Origin of the sequence: Terriglobus tenax (assembly GCF_025685395.1) — a bacterium.
Classification (GTDB): domain Bacteria; phylum Acidobacteriota; class Terriglobia; order Terriglobales; family Acidobacteriaceae; genus Terriglobus; species Terriglobus tenax.
Map to the genome: position 1 here is coordinate 1,034,976 of NZ_JAGSYA010000003.1, position 25,042 is coordinate 1,060,017.

The 25,042-nt window shown below is 54.5% G+C and carries 23 protein-coding genes; 17 read left to right on the plus strand and 6 right to left on the minus strand.

The annotated features are described in order from the left end of the window. The first annotated feature begins 64 nt into the window (after positions 1-64). Positions 65-700 carry a DUF2306 domain-containing protein gene (locus OHL13_RS04365; RefSeq protein WP_263408887.1) on the plus strand — a complete coding sequence of 212 codons (636 nt, stop codon included), beginning with the start codon at positions 65-67 and terminating at the stop codon, positions 698-700. Between the two features lie 40 nt (positions 701-740). Here OHL13_RS04365 and OHL13_RS04370 read toward each other — a convergent pair whose 3' ends face one another. Further along, positions 741-1,520 carry a hypothetical protein gene (locus OHL13_RS04370; protein ID WP_263408888.1) on the minus strand — a complete coding sequence of 260 codons (780 nt, stop codon included), beginning with the start codon at positions 1,518-1,520 and terminating at the stop codon, positions 741-743. A gap of 167 nt (positions 1,521-1,687) precedes the next feature. On the opposite strand from OHL13_RS04370, the gene OHL13_RS04375 reads away from it, so the two are divergent. From OHL13_RS04375 to OHL13_RS04390, 4 genes are all read left to right on the plus strand, one after another. Further along, positions 1,688-2,818, plus strand: coding sequence for an NAD(P)/FAD-dependent oxidoreductase (locus tag OHL13_RS04375; protein ID WP_263408889.1), 1,131 nt, complete (start codon positions 1,688-1,690; stop codon positions 2,816-2,818). Positions 2,819-2,850: 32 nt separating this feature from the next. Next, positions 2,851-3,414 carry a YceI family protein gene (locus OHL13_RS04380; RefSeq protein ID WP_263408890.1) on the plus strand — a complete coding sequence of 188 codons (564 nt, stop codon included), beginning with the start codon at positions 2,851-2,853 and terminating at the stop codon, positions 3,412-3,414. 208 nt (positions 3,415-3,622) lie between these two features. Further along, positions 3,623-5,299 (plus strand): TIGR03435 family protein, encoded by a 1,677-nt coding sequence (locus tag OHL13_RS04385; RefSeq protein ID WP_263408891.1) that lies wholly within the window; start codon positions 3,623-3,625, stop codon positions 5,297-5,299. A gap of 90 nt (positions 5,300-5,389) precedes the next feature. After that, positions 5,390-7,198 (plus strand): ABC transporter ATP-binding protein, encoded by a 1,809-nt coding sequence (locus OHL13_RS04390; protein WP_263408892.1) that lies wholly within the window; start codon positions 5,390-5,392, stop codon positions 7,196-7,198. A gap of 40 nt (positions 7,199-7,238) precedes the next feature. Here OHL13_RS04390 and OHL13_RS04395 read toward each other — a convergent pair whose 3' ends face one another. Both OHL13_RS04395 and OHL13_RS04400 read right to left on the minus strand, forming a co-directional pair. Further along, a complete protein-coding gene (locus OHL13_RS04395; RefSeq protein ID WP_263408893.1) occupies positions 7,239-8,021 on the minus strand; it encodes a Rossmann-fold NAD(P)-binding domain-containing protein in 783 nt (260 codons plus the stop codon). Continuing rightward, positions 8,018-9,178, minus strand: a complete 1,161-nt coding sequence (locus OHL13_RS04400; protein ID WP_263408894.1) for a glycosyltransferase — start codon at positions 9,176-9,178, stop codon at positions 8,018-8,020. Before OHL13_RS04400 ends, OHL13_RS04395 begins: the two co-directional genes overlap by 4 nt. 225 nt (positions 9,179-9,403) lie before the next feature. Between OHL13_RS04400 and OHL13_RS04405 the strand changes: the two genes are divergently transcribed. The 3 genes from OHL13_RS04405 (at position 9,404) to OHL13_RS04415 (ending at position 11,729) form a co-directional block, all read left to right on the plus strand. After that, complete coding sequence (locus OHL13_RS04405; protein ID WP_263408895.1) at positions 9,404-9,979, plus strand: class I SAM-dependent methyltransferase; 576 nt, start codon at positions 9,404-9,406, stop codon at positions 9,977-9,979. A 68-nt stretch (positions 9,980-10,047) separates the two neighbouring features. After that, the gene (locus tag OHL13_RS04410; protein ID WP_263408896.1) at positions 10,048-10,974 is read left to right on the plus strand and encodes a glycosyltransferase; all 927 of its coding nucleotides are present in this window, start codon (positions 10,048-10,050) and stop codon (positions 10,972-10,974) included. A gap of 71 nt (positions 10,975-11,045) precedes the next feature. After that, positions 11,046-11,729, plus strand: coding sequence for a class I SAM-dependent methyltransferase (locus OHL13_RS04415; protein WP_263408897.1), 684 nt, complete (start codon positions 11,046-11,048; stop codon positions 11,727-11,729). Here OHL13_RS04415 and OHL13_RS04420 read toward each other — a convergent pair. After that, the gene (locus OHL13_RS04420; protein WP_263408898.1) at positions 11,726-12,673 is read right to left on the minus strand and encodes a glycosyltransferase; all 948 of its coding nucleotides are present in this window, start codon (positions 12,671-12,673) and stop codon (positions 11,726-11,728) included. The two genes, OHL13_RS04415 and OHL13_RS04420, sit on opposite strands and share 4 nt — an antisense overlap. A gap of 40 nt (positions 12,674-12,713) precedes the next feature. Further along, positions 12,714-13,628 (minus strand): glycosyl transferase family 90, encoded by a 915-nt coding sequence (locus OHL13_RS04425; RefSeq protein ID WP_263408899.1) that lies wholly within the window; start codon positions 13,626-13,628, stop codon positions 12,714-12,716. 311 nt (positions 13,629-13,939) lie between these two features. Between OHL13_RS04425 and OHL13_RS04430 the strand changes: the two genes are divergently transcribed. The 9 genes from OHL13_RS04430 to OHL13_RS04470 all read left to right on the plus strand — a co-directional run bounded on the left by OHL13_RS04430 (position 13,940) and on the right by OHL13_RS04470 (position 23,292). After that, positions 13,940-14,989, plus strand: a complete 1,050-nt coding sequence (locus OHL13_RS04430) for a MupA/Atu3671 family FMN-dependent luciferase-like monooxygenase (protein ID WP_263408900.1) — start codon at positions 13,940-13,942, stop codon at positions 14,987-14,989. Between the two features lie 60 nt (positions 14,990-15,049). Beyond that, positions 15,050-15,973 carry a hypothetical protein gene (locus OHL13_RS04435; RefSeq protein ID WP_263408901.1) on the plus strand — a complete coding sequence of 308 codons (924 nt, stop codon included), beginning with the start codon at positions 15,050-15,052 and terminating at the stop codon, positions 15,971-15,973. A gap of 137 nt (positions 15,974-16,110) precedes the next feature. Then, positions 16,111-16,890: a glycosyltransferase family 2 protein gene (locus OHL13_RS04440; protein WP_263408902.1), complete on the plus strand. Its 780-nt coding sequence runs from the start codon at positions 16,111-16,113 to the stop codon at positions 16,888-16,890. 294 nt (positions 16,891-17,184) lie between these two features. Beyond that, the gene (locus OHL13_RS04445; RefSeq protein WP_263408903.1) at positions 17,185-17,427 is read left to right on the plus strand and encodes an acyl carrier protein; all 243 of its coding nucleotides are present in this window, start codon (positions 17,185-17,187) and stop codon (positions 17,425-17,427) included. Beyond that, the gene (locus OHL13_RS04450) at positions 17,424-18,743 is read left to right on the plus strand and encodes a hypothetical protein (protein ID WP_263408904.1); all 1,320 of its coding nucleotides are present in this window, start codon (positions 17,424-17,426) and stop codon (positions 18,741-18,743) included. The genes OHL13_RS04445 and OHL13_RS04450 overlap by 4 nt, the downstream gene beginning before the upstream one ends. Before the next feature lie 49 nt (positions 18,744-18,792). Then, on the plus strand, positions 18,793-19,641 hold the full coding sequence (locus OHL13_RS04455) for a class I SAM-dependent methyltransferase (RefSeq protein ID WP_263408905.1): 849 nt from the start codon (positions 18,793-18,795) through the stop codon (positions 19,639-19,641). Between the two features lie 364 nt (positions 19,642-20,005). Next, positions 20,006-20,878 carry a glycosyltransferase family protein gene (locus OHL13_RS04460; RefSeq protein ID WP_263408906.1) on the plus strand — a complete coding sequence of 291 codons (873 nt, stop codon included), beginning with the start codon at positions 20,006-20,008 and terminating at the stop codon, positions 20,876-20,878. Beyond that, positions 20,875-22,038, plus strand: coding sequence for a radical SAM protein (locus OHL13_RS04465; protein WP_263408907.1), 1,164 nt, complete (start codon positions 20,875-20,877; stop codon positions 22,036-22,038). The genes OHL13_RS04460 and OHL13_RS04465 overlap by 4 nt, the downstream gene beginning before the upstream one ends. Positions 22,039-22,107: 69 nt before the next feature. Beyond that, positions 22,108-23,292, plus strand: a complete 1,185-nt coding sequence (locus tag OHL13_RS04470; RefSeq protein ID WP_263408908.1) for a radical SAM protein — start codon at positions 22,108-22,110, stop codon at positions 23,290-23,292. Positions 23,293-23,359: 67 nt separating this feature from the next. Here OHL13_RS04470 and pgm read toward each other — a convergent pair whose 3' ends face one another. Continuing rightward, complete coding sequence (gene pgm, locus OHL13_RS04475) at positions 23,360-24,997, minus strand: phosphoglucomutase (alpha-D-glucose-1,6-bisphosphate-dependent) (protein WP_263408909.1); 1,638 nt, start codon at positions 24,995-24,997, stop codon at positions 23,360-23,362. Positions 24,998-25,042 lie beyond the last annotated feature (45 nt).

Genomic DNA, 25,042 nt, shown 5'->3' on the forward strand with positions numbered 1-25,042 from the left:
ACATGAAGCAGCCATTTGCCTTCATGGCGTACCTCATCATGTCTAACTCCTTGGGATACGAATCATGCCAGAACCCACTCTACTAGCGCCCAGCACCGCCGGGACCAGATTCAAGACGATTCTCTGGATTTCGCTTGGTCTGACGGTAGTCTTTGTCTTCATCACTTCAGAACTGCTCCTCATCACCGACTATCCGATGTACCACGCTTATCGTCTCCAGGTGATCGCGGACCGTCATCTCCTCATCCCGCATACACTCGCCGGGATCTTCGCTCTTTTGATCGGCCCCATTAATTTTTCCTCGAGGATCCGTCAGCGTTATCTCCGGCTCCATCGCATCCTCGGCTATGTCTATGTCATCGCAGTGTTTGTTGGTTCCTTCACGGGGATCGCTCTCGCAGCTGGCCGGCCGGGGCTTCCAGGAACCTCCATGCAGGCCGCCGCATGGATGGTTTGCACTGCCGCTGCCTTCATCACCGCGCGCAACCGCCAAATCATCCAGCATCGCCAATGGATGGCGCGCTCGTATGCCGTCACTTTTACCTTTGTCTCCAGTCGTGTGCTCAACCTGTGGCCGCGTTACTGGAGCCACCTGGGTGACGTCTTATCCGCTGTCGGGGTGATCGCTTTCACGCTTGCCTCGCTGCTGATCGTGGACCTCGGGCTCAACTGGCGTGAACTCACGAATCGTCGTAATTAATCGCCGGTCCCCAGTACGAAGGGTGTGGGTCTGCAAGTGCCTATTTCTCTAAGCTGCTCTCCACCAGGTCGGAACTGATGACAGGCCCGTAACCACCGAGTTGTCCGACAATTACCGCCACCGCGGGCTCCTCACCCTGTAGTACCCACACCATTACATCTTTCGGCTGAAGGCCGATCAGTCGAGCAAGGATACTGACCATGCGGCCCAGTTCCGGATGAACGCGAAACACTGTCGCCTTGTATGTCCGCCCTGCCAGGTGAACCGTCTGCTCGTCCTCCGGAGAGACCAGGAGCCGAATCAGCCGTCCGCCGCCAACTGGTGCCAGCATTCCTACCCGAAACGGCTTCGTATTGTGTGGCACGTTCAGCAGCAATGTCCCAACCAAGCCATTCGCAAGGTCATCCGGCAGGTCCATGTGCTTGCTTTCAAGGTGCATCCTGCCATTCTTGTCTGTTGTGCGGCTGATGACTGTGCCGGTAGCGGCTTCTATCGAAAAGTCGATGGGCTTTGTAAAAAATGGTCCTTTCTGGATGTGATGGTTGCGCACTAACCGAAACGTACCTTGCTGCCGGTACGTTGTCGTTTCATCGTCAATCGATCCATCCACAAATTTGTAGGTCAGGCGCATCGTGACTTCATCGCCCTGCGCAATTTGCGAAAATTCGCCACTGGCAATGGTTTTTCCATCTTCGGAACGGGCCACCATAAACCGATGCATGGGCCGTTGAATATGTCTCACTGAAATGGGTTCAGCAAGCGCGGCGGTGCCTACCGTCGTCGTCCATAAAACGGCGACCAGGAAGTCGCTTCGCCTCATCGAATACCTCGCTCTAACACCTTAGACGTCTTCCGGTTCCAGCTTTACCTGATTCAAAATGACGATTTGTACAGAATGGCGCTCCGAACCGTTTTTTGGCCGTCTACTAGAGAGATGGAATCCCATTGCAAATCGCTGGAAGATTGAGTGGATCAGGAGCAATTGCTTTGCAAGACGAAGTTCTCGTTCTCGGTGGAGGAGTGGCAGGCTGTGCCGCTTCGATCGCGCTCGCTCGAAAAGGACGGAGTGTCACGCTAATCGAGCGGGAGCTTATGCCTCGCCATAAGGTCTGTGGAGAATTCCTAAGCGGTGAAGCGCTTGAAGACTTGCACGCACTTGGTATCGATGTGGCCTCTCTTGGCGCGGTACCCATTGAGTATGTTCGTCTTGCCGCAGCCAGGCGCGCCGCGGAGGCTCCGTTGCCGTTTCCCGCGGCCTCGCTCACGCGCAAGGCGCTCGATACAGCACTTATCGCCGCAGCCCTCGCCGCAGGGGTCCGCATTAAGCGTGGCCGCGGTGTACAGTCGCTCAGCCGCACGAGCTCCAACCTTTGGCAGGCTACGCTCGACGACGGCTCCACATACGAAGCGGCAACCGCCTTTCTCGCTACGGGCAAGCACGACTTGCGCGGCCATAGTCGCCCGAAAGATCCTCACCAATGGGTCGCCTTCAAGATGTATTACCGGCTGTCTGCCGCGCAGACAGCCGACCTGGAGGACGCGTCCGAGTTGACACTTTACGACGGAGGCTACGGTGGTATTCAACCGGTGGAGGACGGCATTACGAATTTCTGTTGTGTCGTGCAACGGCGGTATTTTGCACGTGCGGGGCTTCGCTGGGAACGCCTTCTTGCGAAGATGCAACAGGACTGTCCTCACCTCGCGATGCGGCTTGAGGGTGCGGAGCCGCTGCTTGATAAACCGATCACCGTCACTCATATCCCGTACGGTTACCTCCGACGCGCAACCGAGGAGGGGCTCTACTGTATCGGCGATCAGGCAGCCGTAATCCCATCGTTTACCGGTGATGGTATATCCATCGCCCTGCATACTGCCCGCCGTGCTGCTGCTGCCTATCTTGGTGCGGAACCGGCGCAGGTCTTTCAGCCGAAACTGCGCTCCGCAATGCTGCCGCAGATGCGCCTTGCCGAGCTCGCCGCCGACGGTTTGAACAACGCATTTGCACGCGCTGTGCTGCCATTCTGCCTCAGGGTCTGGCCCGGCGCGATGCGCGTAACGGCCAGACTCACACGTGTCACGCAACCCGGGGCTACCGCTCCTCAGACAGTCGCCGGCTGAAATCGGTAGTCGAGACTCTACAGGGAGATGAAATGAGATGCTTCGCAGTCTTAGCCCTCGCTGTCCTACTCGGCCCAGCCGCACTCGCCCAGCATCAGACCTTCACAGTCAACCCTGATGCCAGCGAGGTCAAAATAAAGCTCAACACGACCCATGAGGTTGTCGAAGGCATGTTTCACCTTCAATCCGGATCGATTGAGTTTGACCGCAGCAATCCTAAGATGTCGGGTGTGGTGGCCGTACTGGCCGGCAGCGGAAAGACGGGTAACGACAGCCGCGATAAGAAGATGAACAGGGATATTCTCAAAGTGAGCCAGTACAAGATTGTCTCTTTCATGCCCAACAACTACACCGGGACAATCGCCACCTCTGGCGACTCAACCATTCAGGTAAGCGGTGTGTTCGCCCTGCTCGGCAATCCTCACGATCTGACGATTCCTATGCAGGTCCACATGGATGGATCGAAGGCAACGGTGAAGGCGCATTTCGTTATTCCTTATGTACAGTGGGGTCTCAAGAATCCGAGCTTCCTGTTCTGGAAAGCCGAGAATGACGTCGCGATCGATCTTAATCTTGTTGGCCAGATTTCTAACTAGCGGACCAGGTTGTCTTCCGGTGTCATAGAGCCACTAGAAGCGCCTACGATAAAAATCCAGTATTTCAGAGTGAGGACAAGCACCGTGGTGAATGTGCGATAGAGGCTCCTTTACAAGACCGGGGTAAGCACATAATAATTGTTGTCTTCCTGTTCCATCCTGTTATGCATGTGGCGCTCTAGAAGCTGCGCTTATTTGATCGAGGCCTATGAAGATCTTTCCCCTTCCCGCGGTTCTTCTTATTGCTCACCCTTGCATCCTTCTCGCACAGACAGCATCTCCTGCAAAATATCAGGCTGCTGGATCTCCAGAAGCACCTCTCATCGTTGATGTACATGCGTCGCCGTATCGTGCTTCGATCAATTACACGGTGAATATAAGCAAGCGACGCTTCGATATGCACAATGCAACGATCGTGAATATGATCGACTTCGTGTATGGCCGTGAGGATGATGATGGCCGTGAGAATGAAGCCGTCTCGGGCGGTCCTACCTGGATCGACCTCGATCGCTTTGATGTGGTTGCGGTGATCCCCGCAGACAGGCCGGCTTTGCCAGGGGCAGGCCCGGATAACAATGTCCGCTACGGAGCAAATGCTTACGACAAAATGAGGCTTGTCATGAGGCGCGTGCTCACGGAGCGCTTTCGTCTGAAATACCACACGGCGGACCGCGTGCTGCCGGGCTACGTTGCAACCGTAGCGAAGGAGGGCTCGAAGCTGGTTGAGGCGAAGGACGCGGCTGCTCCGAGTGATTGCCGCCGCGCCCAGGAGAAGACTGATACGGAGCAAACCGTTATCACTTGTACCTCTGAGACGATGGAACATTTTCTTCAATCGTTTGGAGGCGTATTTCCTCATCCCATCATCAATCGCACAGGGCTTACGAAGCCCTATAACTTTACTTTGAAGCTTTCCTCGCAAGAGATGCAGACTCGGGCGGGATACATCCATGCCCTGACAGATGCATTCAGAAAGCAACTTGGCATCGTCATCGCACTTGGTGGAGCGCCGCAACCTGCAATCGTCATTGATAGGGTAGAACAGCCGACGGCGAACCCTGCGCAGATTGAGACGCAGATCGGCGCTCTTCCGGATCTTGAGTTTGAGGTTGCGAGTGTTCGGCCTGTCTCAGATCAGGAGCCGCAATCGCAGTCGCAGATCCGCCATGTCGGCTCACAGATCGACTTTATCAATATGACCATGCAGGAACTGCTGACGCAGGCATGGTCGTTGCCCACGGGAGCGATGCTGGGCAACGTTCCGCCATGGCTTGGCCGGGCGCGATATACCATTCGCGCGAAGCTTCCGCAGGAACTGGATGCCCGTGCAGCATTTCAGGACCAGGACACACTGGCCAGCATGCTGCAGAAACTTCTGGTCGACCGCTTTCAGATCAAGTACCACTGGGGCGAGCAGGAGCAGGATGGCTGGGAACTGGCATCGGATAACCCGAAGATGAAGAAGGCCAACCCTGGCTCGCGAAGCTTTTGTAAATACGGGCCGCCGGAAGGCGAAAAAGATATCCGTACGGTCGACTCGGCGTTCAACGCGCAGTTTCATTGTCAGAATGTGACGATGGGGCAGTTTGCCGACCTATTGCAGCCCATGGCACGGTCTGAGATCAAGAACCGCGTATCGGACGTGACTGGATTGACGGGATCCTACGATTTCTCCCTTTATTACACAACAGGGCGCAAGATGAGAGTAGATGCTGCTGCTGCCCAGGCAGCGGCGAAGCAAAACGCCTCGTTGCCTGATCCAGTTACTGGCCTAAGCGTGGAGGATGCTTTTCGCCGGGAACTCGGGCTCAGGCTGAAGAAGCGCCGGGGAACCTACCCCGCTCTCATCCTGGACCACATTGAACAGGTCCCCACTGAGAATTAGTGATTTGTTGCCCGTGAGCGGCCTGGGAAAGCAGAGACCATATTTACTGCGCGTGGATGATCGAATGAAGTAAATTGGAAGCAATTTTGCATGCTTAAGAAACCTTCGAAGCTATCCGACCTTCTGGATTCCACTCGAAATATCCCCCTGTTGCTGCGCGAAATATGGCAGACGGCACCTGCGGTGTGTACTGCAATGGTGTTGCTTCGCACGGTTTCTGCCGTTCTTCCGATGATGGCTCTGGCGGTTGGGGGGCTATTGATCGATGCCATCAACATGGCGCAACGCACCCATGTTTTCCCCGTGAGGGTATGGTGGCTTCTGCTGGCGGAGGGGCTGCTGACGCTGGCGAGTAATGCAGCGTCGCGAATGGTGGCCCATTACGATCTTGTTCTGGGCGACAAGTTCAACCTGAGAATGAGCCTTAAGCTCATCACCCACTGCAACAATCTTGATTTGGAAACATTCGAGAACTCGGAGTTTCAGGACAGGCTGCAGCGTGCCAGGTCGCAGATTACCTCCCAGGTTTCTCTCATGAGAAACCTGCTGCAGGCGCTGCAGCAGTTTATCGGGGTTGGCGTCGTGCTTTTCGGTTCGCTGCTCGTCGCTCCGGGACTTATCGCCGTGCAGTTTCTGGGTGTTTTGCCTATTGTGGTGGCGGAAAGCTACTACACGCGTCTTCGGTACAAGCTGTACAGAAACAGGACGCCGCTAAAGCGCTATCTGGACTACATTATCGGCCTGGTACTCAGCGTAAATGCTGTAAAAGAGGCCAAGCTTTTTGCGATAGGCGATTACATCTATGGCGAATATAAAGGGGTAGCGGAGAAGCACAATACGGAAGACGCCGTGTTGTCAAAACGCGCCATGAATGCGGCACTTCTTTTAGTGGCGCTGGGAACGCTTGTCTACTACGGGACGTACATCGTTCTTATCTTCAGCGCCATCGCAGGTGCGTTCAGCATCGGTCGCCTGGTGTTTTTCGCCGGGATTCTGATGCGCTTCCGAAACCAGCTGAGCGCCCTGTTTACGAATCTTTCGCAGGGTATGGACCAGCTGCTATATATCGGCGATGTGTTGGAGTTCTTCTCTTATCAACCCCGCCTTGAAGCGGCCGCATCTGGACGCTCAGTCGCTGAGACGATCTCTACTGGAATAGAGTTCAGAAATGTTTCTTTCTCGTACCAGGGGGCTGCGAAGCCCGCACTCAAGAATGTGTCGTTCCATATCGCTCCGGGAGAAGCGATTGCTCTGGTGGGAGAAAACGGGGCGGGCAAGTCGACGATCGTCAAGCTGATTACCCGGCTCTACGACCCGAGTGAGGGACAGATTTTGCTGGATGGGATCGACCTGCGTGAATACTCTTCCAGCTCGCTGCGCAATGCTATGTCAGCCGTATTTCAGGACTATGTAAAGTACGACCTGAGCGCATCCCTGAATATCGCAATCGGAAACCTTGAGGCAAAAGAGGATGGCGACCGGATTATGAAGGCCGCGAAAGGAGCGCGTGTCGCGGCGCTTATCGAAGGCTTTCCGCGGCAGTACGAGCAGATTCTTGGGCGCCGGTTTGACGATGGAATCGACCTTTCGGGTGGACAGTGGCAAAGGCTGGCACTGGCCAGGGCGTATATGCGGGATGCCAAGGTCCTGATTCTTGATGAGCCTACCGCCACCATCGATGCCCGCGCAGAAGAAGCCGTGTATCAGGATGTAATGGGAGTGATTGCCGGCAAGATGACTGTTCTCGTATCTCATCGTCTGTCCACGGTACGTTTTGCGGACAAGATACTGGTTCTAAAAAACGGATCTATCTGCGAGCAGGGAACTCATGCCGAACTGATGGAAGCCGGTGGCGAATATGCTGATCTGTTTACGTTGCAGGCAAGAGCGTACGCCTGAGGGTTGTATGCAGGCGTGACGGGAGGATAGGCAAATCTCTTTAAGCTTCTTCGCGGCGAAGTGCGGTATTGAACTCTGAGACTGCCTGGAGGAATTCGATCTGACCGCCGGACTCAAGCGTTCTGGCGATAATTGCAGAGAGATCTTTGGGCAGGCATTTGCCTCCAAACCCGAGCTTGCCGGTGACCGTGCTATGGGAACGTCCAACGCGTGTATCAGCGGTCCAGATCTCTCTCATCTGTGTAAAGTCGGCTCCAAAGTGCGAGGCGAGAAGATAGAACTGTGCAACAAAGGCGACCTTCGTCGCGAAAAAGCAGTTCTCCATATACTTCGATAGTTCCGCCGTAATGGCGTCGGTGACGAAATAGTGGGGCTCAGGGCCAAGGACATCGCGATAGGCCGAGATGAAGCGCTCGCACAGACAGCGCTCTCCTCCAACTGCTACCAGGTCAGGTACACGGGTTACCAGCGATTTGTGAAAAGGCGTTTCGCCAATATATTCCGGGCTGAAGACGATCTGCTTGCCGAACTCTTCGGTGAGTGCCTGCACCGTTCCTGGAGGGATGGTGGACTTGATACACATTGGAGGAAGAATCCACGCGACAACCTCGCGGACGGCCGAGATATCGCAACTGCCATCTTCGGAGGCAGGCGTGGGGACAGAGATAAAAACGAGATCGCAATTGTTGATGTCACGTTGGCGGCTCTCGCTCCCCATCTCCGGATCAAACTTGTCATAGATGACGACTTCACGATGTCCATCAAGGAACAGTTGAGCCAGATGTTTGCCGACAACGCCATACCCCACCACACCTACTTTCACCCGCGGTCTCCTCTTTTTCGTGTACTCGGACGTGACGACAGTAGAAACAGACGTTTGTATACATTTGGCCGATAGCGCTTTTGTAAACGGACGTTGGATCGCATACTTGTGGCGATGTTCTGCATTCCTTCCACCTGTATTCCCGCCAGCAGCGCACGTTCCTTCAACTTATCAATCGGCCGCGATACCGGTAGGCGTCGATGGCCAATCGATTGGAATAAGTTCATCCAATCCTGGCTCACCTGTTCCAGTCCAAAATAGCGTTTCGCATAACGATACCCAGTCCAGGCAAGGCGCTTTCGGATCTCGGCCCTGGAGATTGCTCGAAGTGCATCTATCCATTCCTGCTCGTTGCCAGCCAGCAGACCGTTGCGGCCATGACGGATGATAGGTTTGTACGCCGGAAGCGGATACGCGATGACCGGAAGCCCGAGAACCATGGCCTGAATAAGTCGGTTGGACGATTTGCAGAAGCTCGTCAGGCACTCGGTGCCGGTAATGACAGCGAAATCGCATCTCTTGATCTCATCCCATGAGAAATCCCAATTGATGGTTGCATGGCGTGTGTTGGAGATAATCTCCAGGGTCATCTCCGGAAACTCGCGCTGGATGAGCTTCTTCAGGGCATAGAGTTCCATCTGCTTGATGTTGTCCATGGCTCCGAACCAAACGCATCTCAGTTTTTTTGATTCGAACTTGCGACGAGGACGCTGGCTTGCTTCAAAAGCTTCGCCGATGACCCTGACATTCGAAATTCCTTCATCTCGATACAGCTCTGCAAGAAATTCTGAAGAAACAACGGTTAATGTGGCGAGGCTGGCCTCCGGGATCTTAGGAGGAAAATCGCAATCGATGTAGATCGTTGCGATACCTCGATCCCGCAATTGTTGGAGCGCTTCCAATGTAGCGACTCCGACGAGTTTTTGGAAGACCACAATATCACCTTTGCGAAAAAGCAGAGGTGACTGGAACCAGCTTGCCGGCAAGGGTAAATCATCGATTCTGTGTTTCAGTTGGAATAAAAGGTGACTTTCCCATCCCTGGGACTGCAATGACTCGTGGATGCTGTATCCGTGCAGGCGCGAACTCGCCATCTTCATGGGGCCGGATAGCGCCCAGTACACTCTGGGGCTGTCGTCCGGAACACGGTCTTTCATCGTGAACTCCTTCATGAGTTGGAACCACAATACTATGACAGCCGATACAGAGGTCGCGAAGCATTAAGCTTCTTGGCGAAGACACGCATTTACTTTTTTGAGATGGATGAACTGCGCCGTAACCACCTCGTTGATTCACGTGGATGGTAGCGCAGATCAATAGAGAAATAGTTTTTGACTTCGCGTTCTTTGAGATGCTATAAGGCTTCTACTGTTGAGATCCCTATGTTTACCTACAAAGACATCCCGAATCATTTTTCATTTGAAGACGTCTATGACCTGGTTCTTAACGAGGCGCCAGATGGTGCTGTGTTCGTGGAGATTGGAACATGGCTGGGGGCATCTTCTGCCTACATGGCGTCTAAGATTCGGCAAGGTAACAGGGATGTGACCATGTACGCGATTGACAACTTCACCGCGGAAGGGTCGAATGCTCCGCTGCCTCAACAGGCCATGGAATTCGGCGGAAGCTTCTTTCACGTATTCCGTGAAAACCTCGCGAAGTGCGGTGTTGCAGACATGGTGAAGCCGATCGTCGGAGATTCAACCGATACGGCAAAGCAGTTCGAGGATGGATCGCTCGATTTTGTGTACATCGATGCGTGCCACCAATACAAAAAGGTCAAACAGGATATTGAAGCATGGTTGCCGAAGGTGAAGCCCGGTGGAACCATTGCAGGCCATGACTATGACGATCATCACCCGGGCGTGATCAAGGCAGTCGACGAGATCTTCGGGAAAGATGGTATCCGTGTGATGACGCATTCCTGGGTTCGTAAGATGCCGGTTGCTGCATCGTAGCCAGCAAAGGCTATGCCTTGGTTCACGCATTTCCACGAAACCGCAAAGGACCCCCGGAAAGCGAGTCAATGGGACGAATTCTGTACGAGTGCCTCGATTTAGAGATTCCTGCCGGCGGTATGCGGCGCCTTTACAGGCATGTTGAAGTGCTTCGCAAGCATGGGTTCGATGCGCGCATGCTGCATCATAATCCCACCTATAAAAATCCCTGGTTCTCGTCGACAGCTCTTGTCGATTATTGGACTGAGGACTACGAGTTCTTCGCAGACGATGTCCTGGTAATTCCTGAAGGACATGTCAAAACCATGCGAGCTTCGATGACTCTACCGTGCCGAAGGCTGGTGATTGCTCTTAACTGGGCAAACATCTTTCGCAATGCGCGTGTGGGTGAAGATTGGCGGACGTTCGGCATTACACACGCCATCGCGGGAAGCGTCTATGAACATGACTTCATTCTTTCGACCATGGGGATTGAAAGTACGACGATCGTGTCTGGGATTGATACGGAGCTATTTGCGCCAGCCAAAGAAAAGCGCTGCATGATTACGTACATGCCGCGGAAGAATCCTGATTACGTTCACTTGATCATGGCAGTCTTCCGAGCTAAGTTTCCGCAATATTCGTCTATTCCATTTGTTCCCATGGAGATGCTTCCACATGCGGAAGTAAGCGCAATTTTCGCCGAGAGTGCGATCTTCCTGGCGCACACCTTTCCCGAAGGTCTGTCGCGAAAGACCCTGGAGGCCATGGCCTGCGGCAATATTGTGGTGGGTTTTGCCGGACATGGATCGCTGGAGTGTATGGACCATGGAAAGAACTGCTATCTTGCCGATGACGGTGACGTTCTGCGTGCGGCTGAGCTTCTGAGCGTTGCAGTGCAGGACTTTCTAGAGCATCGATCTGGCGCAATGCAGCAAGAGGCGATCGCAACAGCGCATCGCTATTCGCTGGAAAGAGAAGAAGAGACGGTGGTCAGGTTCTGGTCGAATTTCTAGATCTCAGCGGCAACGGTCCGGGCCGATTTTTTCTGGAACAAGCGAAGGCGCAGCTATGAAGAGGAGAGTGTATGGTTGCGGACGAAATGGTGCCGAATGAAGATCGTCTTCAGAGTGTGAAGGAATACTACGCAGGGGTGGCCGACATCCTGTTGCCCATTCTTGCGCTGCCGCACGGGCCTGAGAAGTCTGCGACCTGTCGTGCCAATCAGATCGACCCCGGCATTATCAGGACAATGCTCGACTACTCCCGCTACCATGAGGCCAGGTATGTTGAGAAGGCCTTGTCCTCTATCGATGTCTCCATCCAGGGATTGAGGATGCTCGACTTCGGGTGTCTTGTCTCGGACTATGGTCTTTACTTTGCAAGGCGGGGAGCCTCCGTTGCGATCTACGATAACGAGAGCGCAATCAACTTTGCGGAGTTCCGGTATACCCGTGAAGGTCTCCAGCCGCTAGCCTACCGCATGCCCACATCCTACGACGAGCTGTTTCGCGGCCGCGAGTTGGTGGTGTTCGGCGAAGTGCTGGAACACGTGAATGATCCAGTCGACATTGCGAAAGCCTGCATCGATAACGGGGTGCAATACATCTTCACCTCCTGTTATCCGTATGGAGATGATCGGTACTTTGCGCTCCCTGGCCACTCGAAGAAAGCGCAACAGCAGCAGGGAGAGTTCATTGAGTTGATGGAAACGTACTATCAGCCAACCATCACTCACGATAAAGCACGGTTCTGGCGCCGAATTCGTTAGCCCACAAGCGACAACCGGCGTTCCCAGTAACTCAGCACACGTTTTTCTTCGGTAGCAAGGTCATACTGCAGAGCGGTTGCCCTGGCTGCCGCCGCCATGGGTTGAGCGGCACCCGTTTGGATCTCTTCTACAGCTCGTTTCAATCCATGGACCGCGCCAAGAATGTCACCATCTTCGGCAACATAGCAGTTATAGCCATGCTTCATGTACTCCGCCGCGCCGCGTCCGTTGAAGCCAACGACGATGCAGCCGCTTGCCATCGCTTCCAGTGGTGGTCGGGCGAGACCCTCGGGAAAGGTAGCGGACAGGAAGATGGCTGCCTTCGTGAGGTATTTTGCGACTTCCTTATGGGAGGCGCTTCCGATCTCGACAAAGGGGACCATGCAATGCTCGGGACACATGGAGCGAAAGGTGCCTAAAATCGCCGGCGCCAGCCACTCCTTGCGCGGCATGTAGGCGATCTGGAGGTGCTTTTCCGGGGCGGGGCTGAACAACGTTGAGTCAGTGCCGGAGGCGATAACAGGGGCGTCGATCCCCATCGACTCCAGGATGAAATGTCGTTCGTACTGGCTGCCGGCGATGGCTTCTGTGATGCCAAGCTTGGGCCAGTTGATGCCGATGGGCATGTATTTGAAGATGTTGGCCCAGTTCAGGGCATACACGATCCTTTTCGCAACAGAGGAGCGCAAATCGATCATCAGGCGTGTCATCACCTCGGAGATGACGATCGTGTCTGTTGGTAGAAATTCAGGGCGGTCGTCGAGGTAGAGGATCTTTGCGTCCGTCTCGAACCAGGTGATTGCGAATGCCCGCGACTGATGCATCACGTAGGCTTCTACCCCATTGCGCGTCAGAATCTCCACATGCCGGTAGAGTCTGCGTACACCTCCTGACGGATTGGGGTTGTCCGGGCAGGCATAGATGATGCGTCCTTTGTTCGGCATACGAATGTCGCTTTCCTTTTGGAGAATGGGTGTTCCTACGCTAGGCGACAAGGTACTCTTCGCATGCATATTCGTAGGTAAGCCGTGCCGCTACCTGCCTGCCGGCCATCGCGATTCTGCTTGCTTCTGCATCGTTGTTTCTGAGCCAGTCATAGGTGGTCTCGAGATCGAGATCGGTGAAGATGACGTTCTCACGATCACGAAGAGAAGGGTAGTACCACTGCTCCCAATGGGATCTGAATTTCACAGGGACCGAGTTCGCATAGAGCTTCCAGAAGCATCCGCTCCAGGCATTCACAAAACCATCGGCGTCCAGAATGTATTTACAGCCGAGCTGCTCGGAGATCGGTATGTCCTTCGAGTAGCAGGCGTCCACGAACGGCCAATGGCCCGATGTGATGTATTCCCTGGGGTGTGGATCAATCTGTTGCGGGTAGTTGGTGATATGTTTGCGACCCCGCCAGAAAAGTATCTCGGCTTTGGCCTCCCAGGGCAGGTCATGCAGGTCAATCTGCTGCCGGTAGTTCTGGAACCTGGTATTCAAGAAATGCGGATCAGGAATCAGGAGTGTATTCGTATCACCCCTGTGCCTGCAGAATGCCAGCACGGGCAGAGGAAGCACTGGGAAAATCCCGTTTGAATCCAGATGCATGAAGCGGGGCTCCCCCATGGATCCAAGGCCTGTAAACCGGGCAGGATCCACGTCGCTCCATGGAACAAAGGTGGGATTCGCGAAGGGCGTGGAGTATTCTCGCCAGCCATCGTACAGGCACACGAAGAACTCTCCCTGAAGCCGTTTCAGGGCCCCTTGCTGGGTGAGGAATTTCAGAACAAAGCGAGATCGTGCCTTGCACAAATTGTAGCGAGGGGGGATGTATTCAACCCCGTGTGCGTCTACCTGGACCCAGGCTAATTCTGGAATGGTATGTAGAATCCGTGAGACATCAGCCTTCATGCCTTGCAGTAACTGCCTCCTTGCAGGTGTGGTTCAGATTTCGCATGGAAACTTCCAGATCATCCTACGCGATTCTCAGTGAACGATAGAAGGCAATCGTTCGCCAATAGGAGTTCTTCAGATAGCAAGAATCCTCTATTTCTCAGACGCGTTGTGCAGGAATGAAATGTTAGAGTTGACCTGCTGCAAAAGGGCCGGCTTAGCAGACTTGCTTATCCAGTAGTCCCACCCTCTCCAGCGTATTCAGGTTTCCAGAAACGATATCGGTCAAACTTCAGAGCAGAGAAGAAGGGGGACGAGTGATACCAGAGTTGAGCCTGTTCTTTTTCAGCGCCGACGCTTCAGAGCAGCCGGATGAGAAATATCGCATGCTGCTGGAGACCTCGAAGTTTGCTGATGAACACGGGTTTACAGCTATCTGGACACCCGAACGGCACTTTCAACGGTTTGGCGGGCTTTACGGAAATCCTTCGGTCACAGGCGCAGCCCTGGCGATGGTGACCAAGCGGATATCGATACGAGCCGGAAGTGTCGTGCTTCCTTTGCAGGACGTCCTCCGCGTTGCAGAGGAGTGGTCCATGGTGGATAACCTTTCTCAGGGGCGAGTTGCGATTGCCGCTGCATCCGGGTGGCATGTGAACGACTTTGTCCTGAATCCCGGATGCTACCAGGATCGCAACGAGGAGCTCTACACGAAGATCGCTCTCGTAAAAAGCCTTTGGCGAGGGGAGAAGATCTGCCGTCCAAATGGTGCTGGCGTGATGACGGAGGTGGGCATTCTGCCCAGGCCTATTCAGGCTGAACTTCCGGTCTGGGTGACGGGCCGCTCCGACGATACGTTTCTGCAGGCTGGAAGGATGGGCTTGAACATCCTTACCGGGAGCTATGCGGTCAATCACAATCTTCCGGAGTTCATTCGCAAGGTAAAGCTGTACCGCGCCACGATGCAGGAGCACCACAACCGGCGAGGCCATGTTACGTTGATGGCCCATACGTTTGTGGGAGAAGACTGGGATGCTATCTCTGCGATTGCTGAGCCAGCTTTGCTGCGCTACCTCTCGATCAATCTGCAGTTACAGAAAGACAACTCGGCTGGTCTGCAGGACGAACGAGGATTTTCGCAGCTCGGAGATCGAGAAAGCCGTTTCATCATCAGGGCACAGGCCAGGAGCGACCTAGCAAGTCCGTTGAGTTTTATCGGACCTCTCGAGCACTGCAGGACGCGCGCGGCAGAGCTGCACGAGTACGGGGTGGATGAAATCGCCTGCCTTATCGATTTCGGCGTTTGCCTGGACGAGGTAATAGCGAGTCTTCAGCGGCTCTCCCTTTTATTGAAGGATCGCACACCAGGCAGTTTGTAGAAGGTACGCGGTAGACTTGGTACGCATTTGTATCTGACAGGACAGGCTAAGGAGAGCAACGTGAAAATAGCCGTGATCTGCAGCCATTTCAACTCGGCGGGATTCCATGTTCCGCGCCGCAACCTGCTTCGTTTTCTTCGCCAGCTTGAGGCGAAGAAGATACCGGTGTTCGTCGCTGAACTTGCCTACGAGGACCAGGAGTTTTTCCTGCCGGCCGGCCCTGCCGTTTTCCAGTTTCGGACGGATAAGCGCAATGTGTTGTGGCACAAGGAAAACCTTCTGAACCTGGCGGCCGGGCTGGTTCCTCCTGAATACGACTGCCTGGCATGGATTGACCCGGATGTGTTCTTTATGTCGGAAGATTGGGTCGAACAAGCACAAAGACAGTTGGAGTTCTATCCAGTTGTGCAGTTATTTTCAGAAGCCTGGTGGACGGATGAGGATGGCCGCTGCATCCGCTGCTCCAGAAGCACAATGGCCGACGGAACGTTGAAGATGGGCATAAATCATCCTGGGTTTGCATGGGCGGCGCGCAGAAGCATGTGGCGTGAGGCAGGGGGCTTGTGTGAGTTGGCCATCCTTGGCAGCGGGGACGCCCTCTTCGCCGCGGCCTGCTTGGGGGAAGAGATTCCGAAGTGGGTGCATTATCCGCAATGGAAAACCTGGACGAAGCATCTTACCGAATGGGTACGTAGCAACGGCGGGGCAAGCGTGATTCCAGGGGCGGTCGTCCATGAATGGCATGGTGCAGAGAGAGACCGTGCGTATGTTCCCCGAAATTTACTGCTGAAGGATGTCGATATACCTAAGACCGTGCTGAGAAGAGAAGATGGTCTTCTGCAGTTTGCGCAGGGTGTTCCCAGCCGGCTCCGTGAAGCCTTCCTGGACTATTTCATCTGCCGGCGGGAAGACGGAAGAGTCTCGCCACCCGCGATAACTTCGCAGAGTGAGAGTGGGTCGCCGATCCTTAAGGCATTGAGTTGAAAAGAGTCCGGATGATTGCGCCAGGTCTATGTGCCGGTGATATGCTCGTGTATCAATTTTTTTTGCGGTTCAGATGTTTTGATCCAAAAGTAGGAGATAGCCTGACAAGGTTTTCTCTCTCAGGTGGAGGAACTTGATTGCCTGCTTCTGACATTTTGGTGATTGTGCCTTCGTGTGGGCAGTTTGATTTTGTTTATCGAACTGTGGCATCGCTGGAAGGGGCCAAGAAAAACGCACCTGTTGACTACGTTGTGATTGACGATGCGAGTGAAGAATGGGATGCGGTGGATTGGGATTGCTTTCCAGATCCTGATTGCCGCAAGCATCACTTCGAAACGCGTGAAGGCCTGACTCGATCTTGGAATAAAGGACTTTCAATCGCGCGGGAAGAGGGCTATCAGTACGCGGTCTGCGCAAACAGCGATCTTGTGTTCTCTCCTGGATCTCTGACGCATTTGATATCTGCCTTAGATGCCGGTGCATCGCTGGTAGGACCGATGACAAATGCTCCCGGGCATTGTCCATGGCAGAATGTGCGGCCTTTCCTTGCTGGGGAAGAATGTCCGATTGATGATTCAGTGGAAAGCATCTCGGCGATTTCAAGCCTGTTAGCGCTGTGCAGGATCGGGCCTATTGAATGCTCTCTGAATGGGTTCTGCCTGGCTGCACAAACGCAGACATGGTGGGCCGGGGCTTTTGACCAGACCGCCGTCTTCAATCCGGCTTTCCCTTTGAAACACAACGAAGTTGAACTGCAAAGACGCTGGTATGCCCTGGGACTGGAAGCGGTGATGGTTCCGCAAAGCTACGTGTTCCATTACAGAAGCGTATCGCGCCCGGAAGGTTTGAAAGGCCGTGTTTCCAAGGGAGCGTTTCGCCCGATTGCGGAGAAGAGCATCAAGGTATTGAAAGACTGATGTGCCGGGACGAGGAGTGTGCTTCGCGGGGCTCATCCCAGCCCATAACTGATTCGGAGCCGCGCGAAATGCCTGTGTAAGACAAGGTGTGACAAGACCGCAGGAGAGCAGATATTATCCTCCTGACTTTCTTCATCGTTCTTTGTGTGCTGGGTTTTCATTCATATTTTCGAAACGTTTTGTTTGGATGTGGCGCACGAAGAAATAGCATGATCCTGATCAGAATCACCCGGAACGTAGTCGATCTGCCATAAAGAGAATTGAGTTTCACCACTCCGAATGAAAGGGCTTTCTGTGGAAGAGAAAATCTCTGCGTTGATTGCACAAGTGAAGGGAGATAGCACACTCCCAACAAGACTGAAGAGCTCCAGCAATCTACTGGAGGAGGTCGGTCTGGATTCGCTGCAGACGATCAACCTGATCCTGCTGGTCGAAGGTGAGTTTGGAGTCGAAGTCGACTTTGACACATTCGATATGGATCACTTGAGCACACTGGGTAGCTTTGCAAGCTATATCAAGGGCCTGGAGACGGTGTGAGTTCTCGCGTCTTCTGCGGACCTTTTGAGGCAGAGACATTCTGGCGGCCATCCTGTCTTGCTGTGCTTCCGTCTTTGCCGGATCCCGCGGCATCGCATGTCATTCAGGCGATGGATGAACTCCTTTTTGCTCTGTGCTCCCCCCAGGATCGTGTGCTGACCACGCGCCGCATGAATGATTCGCACGTGGAGTATCTCAATGCAATCGGATTTCAGTTCGAGCGAAACCGCTTCGATCTCGTCCCTGCATTGCGCGCGCGCGGCCGTTCGAATCCGTATGAGTCCCTTGAGGAGCGTGACATCGATGGGCAACTTACGGATTTCCTGTCGGTGGCCGATGAACTTGAGCCTTTTGCCGTAGTATCGGGGATTGCCGGTGTGGCGCAGCGCTATGGTCTGTGTTCCACGTTTCCTGCGGAGGATGCCGTACAGCGCATCAATACGAAGAGCTATTGCCTGGAAGTGAGAGAGGTCGTTGGTATCGGGAATGTCGGACTGCTTGTCGACAGTGTCGAGGCCCTGCTACGTGAGGGAACAGCACTGCTGGTCAGCGGGCCATTCCTTATCAAGGATGACTACGGCGTATCGGGCAAAGGAAACCAGATCATCACCCAGCAAGGCTCGTTGGAACGTATTGCGCAGTATCTCTCCGGACAGGTCCAGCAGGGGAAGCACGTTCGCTTCGTTCTTGAACCATACCTTGCAAAGAAACTGGATTTCTCCTGCCAGTTCCAGGTGGGCAAGGATGGCTCGTTTCACCTGATATCCGTTCAGCATCTCGTCAACGATGGGCTCGCCTTTGGGATGTCGACATCTCCTGGCGCCGATCTCTTGGCCAAGCTGGAAAGCGAAGAATACTTCCGTCAGATGGAGGAAATCGGGAAAAAACTCTATGCGGACGGCTACTTCGGGCATGTTTGCGTCGACTCAATGTGGCTGCAGGATGGAAGCTTGATACCGCTCGTTGAGATCAACGCCCGGCGATCCATGAGTCTGATCAAACATGCCATGGATCAGCATCTTGCGCGGGAAGGGAAGACAGGCTCGTTAACTTCGATTGCGGCGGCCCATGATGGGAGCATCGGGTTCACGGACTTGCTTCATGCGTTGCGGCAGAGTGGATTGCTTTTTGAAGCGGGACAAGGGGCTGGAATCATCCCTCTTACCAGCGGAACGCTTTTCCCGGAATCTTCCCAGGGAAAAGTAAGAGGCCGTCTTTACGTGGAGGTCGTTTACGAAGCGGTGGAGCAGCGTTCCGCTTTATTGGCAGACCTCACCACCGCGATGCAGCAATCCGGCTTCCAGGTAAGAGTTTAAACAGAGATAGACAAGCACTTCCCGCTCGATGAGAGGAACATTGCAAACTATGTCTCATGTCAGTAACCAGAGTGAACAGTCTCTTGAGATTCTCTCCACGGCCAGGATGCCTGATGTGACGCCAAATCGTTTCAGTGTTTTCCTGCTTTACGCATCCTTTGCTGTTCTATTCGGCTTGCTAAGCCCCATTTATTACCTGAACCGGTGGGACTTCAAGCGTAAAACCAGGAAGAATCCTTTCTACACAAGTGTGATCGTCAGGCTGCTCGAGCGGTATCCCATCCTGTATGAAGTGGCGATGTTTGCGCAGAATTTCCCCATTCCACATCACGTATATAAGGCATTGCCGAATTTTTCCGGCGATGTGCTGCAGGTGGGTTGCGGAACAGGTTTGTTGAACAAGCAATTGCGTAGCCGCACCGATATCAGGTTCACGAACTTCGATCCAAATGGTCATTCTTTGAAAACCGGCATGAGGTTGAAGAGGTTTTCGACATGCGTGCAAGGCTATATCGACAAAGGAACCCCGTTTCCGGACGAGTCATTTGACGTGGTTCTTTTTGCGAGGAGCTTTCATCACGTACGCCAGCATCGCAAGGCATTTCAGGAATGCTCCCGGGTCTTGAGACCCGGAGGGGTGATTCTTGTTGTAGACCCGGTGATCCTGGAGAGTCGAGCCGAGGAGTTCTCAAACGGATACATGGCGAATTCCTCGATTGATGGAGTGATCTGGCGATTTACGCAGAGATCGTTTGAGAAGCATGTATCCCAGGTTCTTCCGGATTCGCTGAAACTGGTATCTGTGAATTGTGTCCGGCAGTTGCACGTGACGAACTACAATCTCTTCGTGCCGCAGACCGATGTCATCGCGGTTATAGAGAAACAAAGGGTTCCATGATCTTCTTCGATCCAGGCCTTGCTGGACCAAAGGTTATTGAGCAGGCAGCTTTAGAAATCATCTCCGTTCTATTGGAAGGGGGCTAGAGATCGAGCATTCTTTGCACACCCGGACCTCTTCAGGCCCTGTTACCGTGCTCTGTTCCGGGTTCGGACTGGGGTTCTATATTCCTGGGATTCTGATCCGCAACCATCTCCGCAGCCTGGATGTTCCGGCTCGGTCGGAGGTCTTCGAGAGCCTGATCGAAGAGTCGAAGCTGAGCGCGGTTGATAGAACCCGGGATGCGTATGCGAAAGACTTCAAAGTCGCGCTTGCTTCGCAACGCATCCCCAACGATATCCGCAATAACATTGATTCGGAACGTTTGCGTTCGACACTTGCGCGATGGCATGCGGAAGATCGACGGAGCTTTATATGCCTGTCGGGACACTGGGTACATGTTCTGGACATTTATCGCCAGCAACGCCCGGATGTCGAGCTGTTAGTCGATCTGCTGCATCTGGATGCGGATGACTCCCCCTCGTGGAAGCAGGTGCGAAAGCTTGTGCCGAACTATGAAGCTCCTTACCGGGTGGTGCAGCTATACGACGTGGGCGCAATGCAGATCAATTACAGGGTCAATACCAGCACGGTTCCTGCACTGCCGTTTGACAAGCGAAATCGCAGGCTGGTTGTTCACGGTGGCGGATGGGGCATTGGCACCTACAGGGATCGCGTTGCAGAATTGGAGTCCGCGGGTTTTGCGCTGGACATGGTGAGCTACGGACCGCAAGTGCCAGATCCGGATGCCACGAGCCGCCGCCGCTACTTCTCCGAAGATCCGTTTTGGAGACCCTGGCATCTGGAAACTGGTGGTGACTGCGGATTCCCTCCGCCCGGAATACTTAGCACCGGCCTGGACGAGACACGTATTTCGGTTCAAAGTGGTTCGCATGGCCTGTACGAACTGATTCGAAGTGCATCTGCCATTGTCAGTAAGCCGGGAGCTGGAACGTTGATTGACTCTCTGGGTTCATGTACCCCGCTGGTGATGCTGGAGCCTTTTGGTGCGCACGAAGAAGCCAATGCAAACGTGTGGTCTGCACAGGGATTTGGTATTTCTTACCGCGATTGGGCTGCTGCCGGCTATGCGAACTCCATTCTGGAGACGATGCATTCCCGGTTGATGGAGCGTAAAGAGCGTATCGCGGAGTACGTATCAACATTGATCGAAGATATGCAGGAGGTCGCGCAATGAGCGATGGAGTCGTTTCGTCGAGTGCCCTGAACTCTCCACTTCCTCGCTGGATCTTTCTTCAGCTGCTGGAGCACTGCAACCTGCGGTGCCACATGTGCTACGAATGGGGCGATTCGGGAGCTTACAGGGAAAAGACGTCGCTGAAGAAACTTGACCTGGACGTTATCAAAGCCATCATCAAAGAGTGCGAACCTGTTCGTCCGTACTACGAACTGTTCGGCGGCGAACCTCTGATGTACCCCCATATCGAAGAAGTTCTCTTCGCGATTCAGCGTGCGGGAAGCCGTGTGCACCTGCCAACGAATGGAACTCTTCTGGAGCAGATGGCGGAGATGCTTGTTGCGACAGAACCGGACAAGCTATGGGTCTCTCTGGATGGCCCTCCGGAGATCAATAACAGGCAAAGAGGAGAAGGAGTTTTCGAGAAGGCCGTCAAAGGGATGGATAAGGTGCATGCCCTTCGAAGCAAGAAAGGGTCTCCTTATCCGCATATCGGCGTGGGCCTCTGCGTTACACCGACAAATCATCTCCATATCGAAGACCTTTTTTTCGAGGCACTCGATCTCGGCAAACTCGACTGCATCTCATTAGAGCTGCAAAGCTACATGACGCAGGACAATCACAGGAGTTACGAAAAAGTGTTGCAGCAGGAGTTTGGCGTGTTGACCGCGCCTCTTGCCAAAGGATTTGTCGCCAACCCGGAACAGTTTGCAGATATGGACTTCCGGCGGATTGCGCAGCAGATTGCCAAGCTTTCGGAGCACTGTCACCGCGCCGGAATTTATCTCAATACCTATCCTAAAGACCCAAGCGAAGAGAACATTCGGAAGTACTTCAGCGCCGACTGGTTTTCCATGTCGCGCGTCAAAAAGCGTTGTTCTTTCCCCTGGGTCAGCACGGAAATTAACGCTCGCGGCGATGTGACGTCCTGTCATGCTTTCTACGACCTTACGTTGGGGAACGTGTATCAATCTTCGATTGGGGAGATCTGGCGGGGCGAGAAATATGTCAAGTACCGCAACCACCTTCGCAAGAAGCTTTTTCCAATCTGCCAGGCGTGCTGCCTGTTTTACAACGAGAAACCTCCCGAAGGAGCACGCGAAGCGGTACAGTACGTCTCCATTGGAGAGGGACAGGCCGGGCACAACCTGGTTTCTTAGCGATTGCGTTTTGAAATAGCTGTGAACGGCAGTTGGTTGTGTTTCTTTGTGCAGAGAAGGAAGGCGAATATGCAGCCGGAAAGCAAACTCGAACTCAACGCTCAACGCCTCGAAATTATGCGACGCACTTTGCGTATGAATGTGGAAGCGCAACGGCTGCGAAAGCGCTACCAGGATGAACTGCCGCAGGTGCTCGGAATCAAGCTGACGAACCGGTGCAATCTTCGCTGCAAGCATTGCTACCAGTGGAACGAAGACGGATATCACCAGGATATGGAGAAGGCTGAACAGATGCTGGACCTTGATCTGGCGGTGTTCGAAAAGCTGCTAACAGAGACTCGGAAGATGAAGTCCCGTCTTTATCTCTGGGGTGGCGAGCCGCTTTTCCATCGGAACATCGGTCAGATTCTTGAGATGCTGGCAGAAGACAACCGGGAAACCATCATCTGCACCAACGCGCACTATCTCGATCAATATATCGACGCAATCTGCCGGATATCCGCGCAGCTCGAGCTGTTGATTGCCGTGGAAGGTTTTGAGGCCCAGCATGATGCGCTTCGTGGCAAAGGTTCCTTCTCCAAAGTGATGGCGCAGATCGATCAACTAGTCAGGCTGCGGAAGGAAGGGAGGTATCAAGGAAAGATTTCGATCCACTGTGTCATCAATGACAGTATGATCAACCGGCTTTACGAGTTGATGGAGTTTTTTGAACACAAAGGCGTTGATCTGGTTCTACTGTGCTTCCCCTGGTTTATCTCGGAAGAGACCTCCCAGGATATGGATGGGTTTATGCAGGAAAACTTCCCGTCGATCATGGATGCTGGAACCGGGACGAAAAGGCATACGTGGGATGCCTTCAAGTATCGGGTCAGTCCTATCAACGTCCCTGCATTGATGGAGGATTTGAAGCGAATCAACGCGCGGACGTGGAAGATGCGTCTGAGATATCAGCCGGAGTTGGACTTCGACGAAGTCGAGGATTTTGTACGTGGTCGCACCATGACCGCGCGATGCGCCACGGAGTGCACCGTGCTGAGCACTCGAGTCGATGTCATGCCATCCGGCAAAATCAGCGCCTGCAAATTCTTTTCAGAGTTTGTCGTTGGGGATTTAAACGAGGACTCCCTTCAGGACATCTGGATGTCAGATGCCTATGCCAACATCCGTCAGGTCTTCGCAAACGGGCTCTCGCCGGCGTGCTCCAAATGCAATGTGCTTTATCTGCAAAAACATTCGGTGCCGCTTCACCTCTAAGGCGTGACCTTCGTGCGAGTGTCGGCTCCGCTTGCACTTTTGCAAGTAGAGCCGATGCCCGGTTGCCTTAGCTGATTGCAGCTGTTACCAGTTCCTGGGCTTCCTTCTGGATCTGCTTCAGGTGGTCTTCGCCCCTAAAACTTTCGGCATAAATCTTGTACACATCCTCGGTTCCAGACGGGCGTGCGGCGAACCAGCCGTTTTCCGTGGAAACCTTCAGGCCGCCGATGGCTGCCTTGTTGCCGGGGGCTTCCGTGAGCACGGCTGTGATGGGTTCGCCGGCCAGCGAGGTGCTGGTGACCTGCGAGGGGCTCAGCTTGCCGAGCTTGGCCTTCTGCTCCCGGTTGGCCGGCGCGTCGATACGCTGGTAAACGGGAGCGCCATACTTTGCTGTCAGGTCGCCGTAGAGCTGGCCGGGATCCTTGCCCGTGCGGACGGTCATCTCCGCGGCGAGCAGGCCGAGGATCAGGCCATCCTTGTCGGTGGACCAGACGGTGCCGTCTTTGCGTAGGAAGCTGGCTCCGGCGGACTCCTCGCCGACGAAACCGAGGGAGCCGTCGACCAGGCCGTCGACGAACCACTTGAAGCCGACGGGGACCTCCAGCATTGGGCGGCCCAGACCGGCGGCGACACGGTCGATCATGGAGCTGGAGACCAGCGTCTTCCCGATGCCCACCTTCTCGCTCCAGCCCGGGCGGTGCGTGAACAGGTACTGGATGGAGACGGCGAGGTAGTGGTTGGGGTTCAGCAGACCGGTCGACCGGGTGACGATGCCGTGGCGATCGTGGTCGGTGTCGCAGGCAAAAGTGACGTCGAAGCGGTCTTTCCCTGCAATCAGTGAAGCCATAGCATAGGGCGAACTGCAGTCCATGCGGATCTTGCCGTCCCAGTCGCAAGTCATGAAGCGGAATGTAGGATCAACAGTTTGCGAGAGAACGGTGAGTGGCAGCTTGAACTTTTCCGCAATGCGCGGCCAGTAGGCAACGCCGGCTCCGCCAAGCGGATCGACGGCGAAGGAAAGTCCGGAGGCTGCGATGGCTTCGGTGTCGATGACGGAACCGAGGTCGTTGACGTACTCGCTGACGAAGTCGTGCTTGTGCGTGGTGGATGCCGCCAGGGCCTTGGCCAGGGTGACGCGCTTCACGCCGTTGAGGCCGGCGGCGACCAGTTCGTTGGCGCGGTTCTCAATCCACTTGGTGGCGGTGGTGTCGGCCGGTCCGCCGGAGGGCGGGTTGTACTTGAAGCCGCCGTCCTCGGGAGGATTGTGCGACGGCGTGATGACGATCCCGTCCGCGAGTCCGGAGGTTTTACCGGCGTTATAGACCAGGATGGCATGGGACAGAGCGGGAGTGGGAGTGTAGCCCCGCTCGGAGTCGATCATGGTCGCAACGCCGTTCGCGGCAAGAACCTCAAGCGCCGAGGCCCAGGCCGGGTCAGACAGTGCGTGCGTGTCGGCGGCGAGGAAGAGAGGGCCGGTGGTGCCTTCGCTCTTGCGGAACTCGCAGATGGCCTGCGTGATGGCCAGGATGTGGTCTTCGTTAAAACTGGTGTGCAGGCTGGAGCCGCGATGGCCGCTGGTGCCGAAGGCTACCTTCTGCGCGGGGTTGGAGACATCAGGCTTCTGCGTGTAGTAGGCGGTAATCAGGCGCGGGGTGTTGACAAGAATGGATTCCGGGGCGGGCTTACCAGCGAGCAGGTGGGTCATAGAAAACAAGGATGACAGAGTTGCCGTCCGGGATGGAAGCGGCTC